The following is a 6,470-nucleotide window of genomic DNA, read 5'->3' as shown; positions in this document are numbered from 1 at the left end:
GCGCCTCCGGCGGCCAGTACGGCGGCTCCGGCCGCGAGCCCGGTCAGGAACCTGCGGCGGCCGGGAGGCTGCGCCACGACCGTGCCGGGGAGCGTCGACCACTGCTGTGCACCGGTCTCCCGCTGCTTGATGTCGGTGGCCAACGGGCCCTGCCGCCAGATCCGTTCGGGGCGCCGCGGCGGCGCGAAGGCCGCACGGATCTGATCGGGGGAGGGCCGCGACGCGGGATCCTTCGCCAGGCACGGGCCGATGAGCGGGCGCAGCGGTTCCGGGACCCCGCTCAGGTCCGGCTCCCCGTGGACCACTTCGTACTGCACGGCGGCCACATGGCCACCGGAGTACGCCCGTACACCGCTTGCCGCGTACGCCAGGACGGCCCCGAGGGAAAAGACGTCCGCTGCCGGACCGACGCGCTGCCCCAGCACCTGCTCGGGTGCGCCGAAGCCGGGCGTCACCGGGGCCTGGCCCGTGGTGGTGAGCGTGAGCCCGTGCTCGGGTCGCGCGATGCCGAAATCGATGACGCGCGGGCCGGAGGAGGTCAGCACGATGTTCGCGGGCTTGAGGTCGCGGTGGATCAGGCCGGTGGCGTGGATGGTCCGGAGTGTCTCGGCGAGGGCGGCGGCGAGGGCGCGCAGGGCCTCGTCGGGGAGCGGCCCGTAGGCGGCGACAGCCTGCTCCAGGGTCGGTCCCGCGAGGAACTCCGAGGCGATCCAGAGACGGCCGCCCTCGGTCTGGGCGGCCAGGACCCGTGCGACACCCTGGCCGGTGACGGCCCGGGCGGCCTCCGCCTCGCGCAGAAAGCGCTGCACCATGTGCTGGTCATGGGCGAGCTGGGGCAGCAGGACCTTGACGGCTGCGGCCCGGCCCTGGCTGTCGTGGCCGAAGTACACCTTGCCCATGCCCCCGGCACCGAGCACTCCGACGAGGCGATAGGGGCCGAGCCGGAGCGGGTCGCCGGGGCCGAGAGGGTTCATCCGAGAGTCTTTCATGAGGGGCCCGCAGGGGACTTGACGAAGGTGAGGTTGACGGCGATGACCTCCTCGCCGTCCGTGAGGACGAGGCGCTTGGCAGGCTCGTGGAGGGTGAGGCTCCGTGAGCTCCTGGAGAAGGCCCATTCCTGAGCGTGGGTGCGGAGGTTGACGACGCAGACGCTGCCGCCGGCCGTGACGAAGACGTATTCGCCGTTCACGGCGGGCGGGACCGTCAGCTCGGGAGCCCTTTTGGTCTCCGTCTCCCACCGGAGCTTCCCTTCGGCGGCGCCCACGACCACGACGCCCATGTCCTTCTCCGCCGCGTACACCACTCCGCCCCGCAGGGCCGGCGTGCCGTACGAGCCCGCCGGGCGGCCCGCTCCGAACGTCCAGGCGACGGCGCCGTCGCTCAGCCGGAGCGCCTGGAGGCGGCTGCCACCCACGTACACGTGCTTGTCGTCCGCGGCGAGACCGTTCGGTGCGAGCGCGGCGTCCCGGGTCCGCTCCCCGGGCACCGTGGTCGCCCACAGCGGTCTGCCCGTCCGCACGTCCAGGGCGCTGACGTCGAGGCCGCCGCCGTTCTGCGCCGGCCGGCGCAGGATCAGCCGGCCGCCGGTGAGGGCGGTGACGATGAGGTCGTCGGCGCTCCCGACGTCGTACGCACGCAGGGGCGAGCTCCACTTCTCCCTGCCCGTACGGACGTCGAAAGCCGCGACGCTCCAGCTCCCCGCGCTTTCTGCGCTCCCCGCCCTCGCCGAGGCGAGGTACGCCGTGCCGTCGGCGACCCTCAGCAGCGCGGCCTGCTGCACGGGTGCGGCGGACTTCGCGAACGGGGCGGCCGGGGACGTCCGGCCGTCGACGGGATCCACGGTGTGGAGCGACAGCCGATGACCGTGTGCGCCACTGGGGAGCAGTACGTGGATCTGCTTGCCGTCCGTGTGGACGTGCCGGGGGTCCTTCACCGCCCCCACGAGCCAGCGGCGCTCACCGCTCAATGCCGCCAGCCCGAGCAGTCCGTCGCCTGTCGCCATCGCGACGATCTCACCGGCCGGAAGCGGGGCGAGCACGGCCGGGCTGCCCTTCGTGCGCGTGGCACGCCTGCCCCAGGCCTGGCGCTCGACCGCGGGAGTCGTCGGAAGAGGGCCCGGCGGTGGTGCACCCGTAGGCAGCGCCGTGCCGCCGCCGGATCCACCGCCGGGTCCACCTCCTTGGCCCCCGGTTCTGCGGAGCCACGACCAGGCACCGGCGCCGACGGCCACCAGCGCGAGGGCCGATCCGCCGGACACGGCCAGCAGCCTGCGCCGGCTCATGGCGGCCGGCCCGGTGTCCGGGACGGTCTCGGGGAGCGGCACCACGTCCGGGGCCGGCAGTCGGTAAGGGGCGTACTGCCAGACCTCCGTCGCCCGCCGGGCGATCTCCGCGAGGAGCACGTCCGGCAGGTGATCCGCGAACTCGCCGCGCCCGTCGTGGAGTCCGGCGGCGAGCTGCGCCGTGGTGGGGCGCTGCGAAGGGTCCTTGGCGAGACAGCGCAGGAGCAGCGGCGCCAGGGACGCGGGTACGTCCGTCAGGTCCGGGTCGGCGTAGCGCACGCGATAGAGGAGGTCCGCGGCCTGGCCGGCGCCGAAGGGGCCGTGGCCGGTGGCCGCGTACACCAGGACGCCGGCGAGGGCGAAGACGTCACCCGCGGGAGTGTGCTCCTGGCCCGTGGCCTGCTCGGGAGACATGAACGCCGGGGTGCCCGCCGCGGCGCCCACGCGCGTCAGACGGTCGTCGCCGGCCGCGCGGGCGATGCCGAAGTCGATGACCTTGGGACCGTACGCCGTGATCATGACGTTCGAGGGCTTGAGGTCGCGGTGTACGACGTCGGAGGAGTGGAGCTGGCCGAGCGCTCCGGCGAGCGCGGCGCCGAGGGCGCGGACGGTGGGCTCGGGGAGGGGACCGCAGAGCGAGACGGCTTCGTCGAGGGGCGGGCCGAGTACGTACTCCGTGGCGAGCCAGGGGGTTTCGGCCAGCGGGTCGGCGTCGACGACGGCGGCGCCGTGCTGGGAGCCGATGATGCGGGCGGCGTCGGTCTCCAGGCGGAAGCGGGTCCGCGCGGCGGGGTCGGTGGCGATGGCCGCGTGCATGGTCTTGAGAGCGACGGTGCGGCCGCCGGGGGACCGGGCGAGATAGACCGTGCCCATGCCGCCACTGCCGAGTCGGGCCGTCAGCAGATACCCGGACAGGTGCTGGGGGTCGTCGTGGGTGAGTGGGGAGGGCATGGTCAGGGCGTCCTGATTTCGGCGGAGAGCATCTCCGCGGACTGGCGGGCGAGGGCGGCGACGATGCGGCCGGGGAGCCAGCCGGGGGTGAGGAGCGGGCCCGCGGACGTGAGCACGGTGGCGTGCGGGGTGGGGGGTGCCAGCTCGGTGAGGACGGCAGGCGCGGTGGGGCGGTTCGCCGGGTCCCTGGTCAGGCAGGCGGAGACCAAGGGGCGCAGGGCCGCGGGGAGTTCGGAGCGCTCGGGGACGGTGTGGCCCGTGGCCGCGTACGCGAGCACCGCACCCAGGGCGTAGATGTCGCCGGGTGGGCGGGGGCGGCCGCCCGCCGCCTGTTCCGGGGCGAGGCTGCCGGGCTCCAGTCCCGGCAGACCGGCGCGCCGCTCGCCGTCCGGTGCGGCGGCCCGTACCGCGCCGAAGCAGGTCAGCCGGGGGCCGTCGCCCGTCAGGAGCACGGCGGCCGGGGAGACACCGGCATGGGTGAGGCCCTGGGCATGGGCGGTGGCGAGTGTCTCGGCCACCGCCGCGCCGAGCGCGCGCACCGACTGCTCCGGAAGTGGCCCGCCGTGGACCGAGAGTGCGATGGGGAGGGGCAGCGCGGGCAGGTACGGGGACGCGTACCAGGGGGCTTCTCCCGGCGGCGCGAGCTCGGCCACCGGCGAGACCCACGGGCCGAACAGGCGCTGCGATGCCTCGGCCTCGACCGCGAACCGGGCCGGATCCGCGCCCGGGAGCGGAGTGCTGAGCAGGACGGTGCGCTCGCCGTCGGTGCGTCGCGCGATGAAGCGACGGTGGGGGACGTACGAATCGTACGGACCCGGAGGATCGAGACGGGTGAGGAGCGCATACGGGCCGATACCACGCGGTGAGTTCAGGCGTGGTCGTTCCATGTGCGAATCCCCCTCTGTTGCTGTTGAGCAACAGGAGCCTACTGAGGGGCTGCTGAGGCGGGTGCGGGCGGGTGCGGGCGGATGTGGGCGAGGGAGGGGCCGGTGCCGGTGCCGGCAGGGCGCTCCATGGTCCGCCGTCGTCGGTTGCGGGCCTGGGCGGCGGGCACCGCAGCAGAGCCCGTGATCAACTGAGACGGGAACTGAGACGGACAACCAGAAGGGCGGCACCCCTTCCGGGTGCCGCCCTTTTGCTTTGCCTGGTCAGGCGATTGAGACCGTGGCGGGAATCGAACCCGCGTAACCCGCTTTGCAGGCGAGTCCCTCAACCACTCGGGCACACGGTCGTGTGTTCCTCGATGCATCGACCGTAGGGGCGGCCCCGGACCCCGCTCAAGGGCGGCGCCAGGGCTGCAATACGACTGCCATACGCCGTTCATGGTGGCCCGTCGCCGGGCCCGTAGCCGCGCCCGTCGGCGTGACCCATGTTCCGTGACCGTGACCCGTGGCCGTGGCCATGGCCCGCGGGTCATTAGGTCGTTGTCCGTGGTCGTAAGCCCGCGGCGTAGGACCAAGGGACGACTGGAGCCCCGCCCCGCGACAGGGGCCAACCAGTACGACGCCCCTTACGCTGGGGGCATGACAGCCCTCGAATCGCGCCAGCACCTCGACGTCAGCGTCGCCGACCCCGCTGACGACGGCGGCGTCCTCGGTCGCAGCTACCGGGCACTCAGCATCGGCATCGTCTCCGTCGTCCTGCTGATCGCGTTCGAGGCGACCGCCGTCGGGACGGCGATGCCGGTGGCGGCGCGGGAGCTGGACGGGGTGGGGCTGTACGCGTTCGCGTTCTCCGCGTACTTCACGACCAGCCTGTTCGCGATGGTGCTGTCCGGGCAATGGGCCGACCGCAGCGGGCCGCTCGGGGCGCTGACCGCCGGGATCTCGTCGTTCGCCGCCGGGCTGCTGCTGTCCGGGTCGGCATCGACGATGTGGCAGTTCATCGGCGGACGCGCCGTCCAGGGGCTGGGCGGCGGGCTGGTGATCGTCGCGTTGTACGTCGTCATCGGCCGCGCCTACCCGGAGCGGCTGCGGCCGCCGATCATCGCGGCGTTCGCCGCGAGCTGGGTGATCCCGTCCGTGGTGGGGCCGCTCGCGTCCGGAACGGTCACCGAACAGCTCGGCTGGCGGTGGGTGTTCATCGGCATCCCGGTCCTGGTCGTCGTCCCGCTCGCGCTCGCGCTGCCCGCGATACGGCGGCGGGCGTCCGGGCCCGTCGACCCGACGGCGCCCCCGGCGCCGTTCGACGCGCGGCGGATCCGGCTCGCCCTCGGGATCTCACTGGGCGCCGGGCTGCTGCAGTACGCAGCCCAGGACCTGCGGTGGCTGTCGCTCGTACCCGGGGCCCTGGGCACCGCGCTCCTGGTACCCGCGGCACTGGGTTTGCTGCCGCGCGGCACGTACCGCGCCGCGCGCGGGCTGCCGTCGGTGGTGCTCCTGCGGGGCGTGGCGGCCGGGTCGTTCATCGCGGCCGAGTCGTTCGTACCGCTGATGCTGGTCGCCCAGCGAGGGTTGTCGCCGACGCTCGCCGGGCTGTCGCTCGCGGTGGGCGGTGCGACCTGGGCGCTGGGGTCGTTCGTCCAGTCCAGGCCGCGCCTGGAGCCGTACCGGGAGCGGCTGGTGGTGACTGGCATGGTGCTCGTCGCGGCGGCGATAGCGGCCGCGCCCAGCGTGCTGATCGCGTCCGTGCCGGTGTGGACCGTCGGCGTCGCGTGGGGCTGGGGCTGCTTCGGCATGGGCCTGGTCATCTCGTCGACGAGCGTCCTGCTGCTGAAGCTGTCGGCCCCGGAGGAGTCGGGCACCAACTCCGCCGCCCTCCAGATCTCCGACGGCCTGTCGAACGTCCTGCTCCTGGCCGCGGGCGGCGCGGCCTTCGCAGCCCTCGGCGGCGGTGCGGCCGGCGCCCGTACGGCGGCCGCCGCGACCGCGTCCCACCCGGCCGCCTTCGCCGCGGTGTTCCTTCCCATGGCGGTGGTCGCGCTGCTCGGCGCATGGGTGGCGACGCGCCTCCACAACCGGCCCTAGGCCGTGTTTGAGAACTCCCGCCTGGCTCGCGACGCCTGACACGCACTCCCCCGTAGTCCTTCGGGCACGGGAGGTGCCCCCACGCTGCGTTGTCGGAGTCATCCACGTACGTCCAGTACGAGGATGCTCTCCCCCAGCTACCGCTGGGAGGTGCCCCCACCGCCTTGCGATTGCACGCACCAGACGCCGCGAGCCCCGCCCTACGGGCGGACGGCGCTAGTTCTCAAACACGCCCTAGTCCCGCGCCCGTCGCGGAATTCGCCGCGCGGCGG

At 73.9% G+C, this 6,470-nt stretch carries 4 protein-coding genes and 1 tRNA gene; 1 reads left to right on the top strand and 4 read right to left on the bottom strand.

The features are described from left to right. The 4 genes from ACZ6ZQ_RS21255 to ACZ6ZQ_RS21240 all read right to left on the bottom strand — a co-directional run. Positions 1 to 974: serine/threonine-protein kinase (locus tag ACZ6ZQ_RS21255; RefSeq protein WP_469770061.1), on the bottom strand; the 974-nt coding region annotated here is incomplete at its 3' end. An 11-nt stretch (positions 975 to 985) separates the two neighbouring features. Then, positions 986 to 3,232 (bottom strand): protein kinase domain-containing protein, encoded by a 2,247-nt coding sequence (locus ACZ6ZQ_RS21250; RefSeq protein WP_469770060.1) that lies wholly within the window; start codon positions 3,230 to 3,232, stop codon positions 986 to 988. A gap of 2 nt (positions 3,233 to 3,234) precedes the next feature. Further along, the gene (locus tag ACZ6ZQ_RS21245; RefSeq protein ID WP_469770059.1) at positions 3,235 to 4,119 is read right to left on the bottom strand and encodes a protein kinase family protein; all 885 of its coding nucleotides are present in this window, start codon (positions 4,117 to 4,119) and stop codon (positions 3,235 to 3,237) included. Between the two features lie 272 nt (positions 4,120 to 4,391). Next, positions 4,392 to 4,463, bottom strand: a tRNA-Cys gene (locus ACZ6ZQ_RS21240). Between the two features lie 292 nt (positions 4,464 to 4,755). Between ACZ6ZQ_RS21240 and ACZ6ZQ_RS21235 the strand changes: the two genes are divergently transcribed. Next, on the top strand, positions 4,756 to 6,198 hold the full coding sequence (locus tag ACZ6ZQ_RS21235) for an MFS transporter (protein WP_469770058.1): 1,443 nt from the start codon (positions 4,756 to 4,758) through the stop codon (positions 6,196 to 6,198). The last annotated feature ends 272 nt before the right edge of the window (positions 6,199 to 6,470 follow it).

This window comes from Streptomyces sp. NPDC053673, from assembly GCF_055585225.1.
Note: the sequence above shows the minus strand (reverse complement) of the source record. Positions and strands in the feature narration are given on the sequence as shown.

What these genes read in the sequence shown, in the direction of transcription:
- ACZ6ZQ_RS21250 (WP_469770060.1), bottom strand. Translation starts at nt 3,232, where the DNA reads ATGCCCTCCCCACTCACCCACGACGACCCCCAGCACCTGTCCGGGTAT.
- ACZ6ZQ_RS21245 (WP_469770059.1), bottom strand. Translation starts at nt 4,119, where the DNA reads ATGGAACGACCACGCCTGAACTCACCGCGTGGTATCGGCCCGTATGCG.
- ACZ6ZQ_RS21235 (WP_469770058.1), top strand. Translation starts at nt 4,756, where the DNA reads ATGACAGCCCTCGAATCGCGCCAGCACCTCGACGTCAGCGTCGCCGAC.